Annotated in this window: 1 protein-coding gene and 2 pseudogenes; all 3 read right to left on the bottom strand. The window is 66.0% G+C overall.

All coding sequences use genetic code 11. From position 1 onward, the window contains the following. Positions 1 to 128: pseudogene (gene murB / locus FVW27_RS14415) on the bottom strand (UDP-N-acetylmuramate dehydrogenase); the annotation flags it as partial. Position 129: 1 nt separating this feature from the next. Next, positions 130 to 1,497: a UDP-N-acetylmuramate--L-alanine ligase gene (gene murC, locus FVW27_RS14420; RefSeq protein WP_167126371.1), complete on the bottom strand. Its 1,368-nt coding sequence runs from the start codon at positions 1,495 to 1,497 to the stop codon at positions 130 to 132. 317 nt (positions 1,498 to 1,814) lie between these two features. Next, positions 1,815 to 1,949: pseudogene (locus tag FVW27_RS20980) on the bottom strand (undecaprenyldiphospho-muramoylpentapeptide beta-N-acetylglucosaminyltransferase); the annotation flags it as partial.

The following is a 1,949-nucleotide window of genomic DNA, read 5'->3' on the forward strand; positions in this document are numbered from 1 at the left end:
CGGGCCAGCGCACCGGGCAACTCGTCCAGGTCCTGCGGCCCGGCCGCGCGCACCTCCGCCAGCGCCCTGCCGCCAAGGCGGAGCGTGGTGCGGTGCGCAAGCACGGGGCCGTCGAGAACCTTGAGCATGCTATTCCCTTTCCAGGTAGCGGGGGCCGATGGTGGTCACGTTGCCTGCGCCCAGCGTCAGCAGCAGGTCGCCGGGTTGCAGCACTTCCGGCAGCGCCGCCAGCACGGAATCGAAATCCTGATGATAGGTCACGTCGGTCTTGGACACCTGGCGGATGCCCTGGGCAAGGCTTTGCCCGCTCACGCCGGGGATGGGCTTTTCCGATGCCGGATAGATTTCCGTCAGCAACAGCTTGTCCACCCCGTCGAACACCTTGCAGAATTCGCCGAACAGCGCCTGCGTGCGGCTGAACCGGTGCGGCTGGAACACCACCACCAGCCGCCGGTGCGGAAAGCACTGGCGCGCCGTGGCAAGCGTTGCCGCGATTTCGGCCGGATGGTGGCCGTAGTCGTCCACCACCAGCACGCCGTCGCGCTCGCCCTTGCGTTCGAAGCGCCGCCCCACCCCGCCGAACTTGGCAAGGCCCGCCACGATCTTCTCGGGCGCGATGTCGCATTCCAGCGCCACGCCAATGGCGGCCAGGGCGTTCAGGATGTTGTGGCGGCCCGGCTGGGCCAGGCGCACCTGACCGATGTCGTCGCCGTTGACGATGACGTTGAACAGGCTGGTGTCCGCGCAGGCCAGCACCTCTGCCCGAATGGCGTTGCCCTCGCCGAAACCGTAGGTGACCACCGGGCGCTTCACGCGCGGCAGCAGGCGGCGCACGCCGGGGTCGTCGCCGCAGACCACGTTCATGCCGTAGAACGGCACCTTGTTCATGAAGTCCACGAAGGCGTCGTCGATGGCCTGCTGCGACGGGTAGTGGTCCATGTGGTCCATGTCCACGTTGGTGACCACGGTGACGATGGGGAACAGGCACAGGAACGAACCGTCCGATTCGTCCGCCTCTGCGATGAGGTAGGCGCCGTCGCCCAGGCGCGCGTTGGCGCCGTAAGCGTTCAGACGCCCGCCGATGATCACCGTGGGGTCGGTGCCCGCCTCGTCGAAGATGGCCGCAGTGAGCGAGGTGGTGGTGGTCTTGCCGTGCGTGCCCGCGATGGCGATGCCCGTGCGCAGGCGCATCAGCTCCGCCAGCATCTCGGCGCGAGGAATGATGGGGATGCCCCGCTTGCGCGCCGCCGCCACTTCCGGGTTCTCGTCGCCGATGGCCGTGGACTTCACCAGCACCTGCGCGTCCGTCAGGTTGCCTTCGCCGTGGCCGATGTAGATCTCGGCGCCCAGCTTGCGCAGACGGCGCACCACCGTGCCGTCGGACATGTCCGAGCCGCACACCTCGTAGCCAAGGTTCAGCAGCACCTCGGCAATGCCACTCATGCCAGAGCCGCCGATGCCGACCATGTGAATTTTCTTGATCTTGTTGTTATTCATAGCTTTTACGTCGCATTTCGCTGTGTTGCTGTCGCTGGTGGAGGCAGGTTCTGTTTTTTTACGCCTCCGGCGGGCAAGTGGCTCTGCCCCTTGCAACCCCATTTCGAAAAACTTTCAGTTTGCTGTGAACACCCCTGTAAGGGACACGCGATGCACCGATCAAATTTTCCTCTGTTCGGGGGGGCAGGGGACGGCAGCCGTTAGGTGAGCGCGAAGCGCGAACCTTACGGATGGCGATCGCAGAGCGCGAAGCCCTTGCCCGCCGGAGGCAAACAAAAAATCTCAGCCCCCGCCGAAGCCACACAAAAAACTCCAACCTACCCACGCCCCGCGAGGATGGCTTCCATACCGTCCACCACGGCGGCGGCGGCCTGCGGCCTGCCCATGGCGCGGGCGGCGCGGCTCATGCCGGCCAGCCGTTGGCGGTCAGCCAGAAGCTCGACCAGCACCCG

Origin of the sequence: Nitratidesulfovibrio liaohensis (assembly GCF_011682075.1) — a bacterium.
In the GTDB taxonomy this organism is placed as follows: Bacteria; Desulfobacterota; Desulfovibrionia; order Desulfovibrionales; family Desulfovibrionaceae; genus Cupidesulfovibrio; species Cupidesulfovibrio liaohensis.

Excerpts from the sequence above, each read along its gene's own strand:
- murC (WP_167126371.1), bottom strand. The coding sequence starts at position 1,497 with ATGAATAACAACAAGATCAAGAAAATTCACATGGTCGGCATCGGCGGC.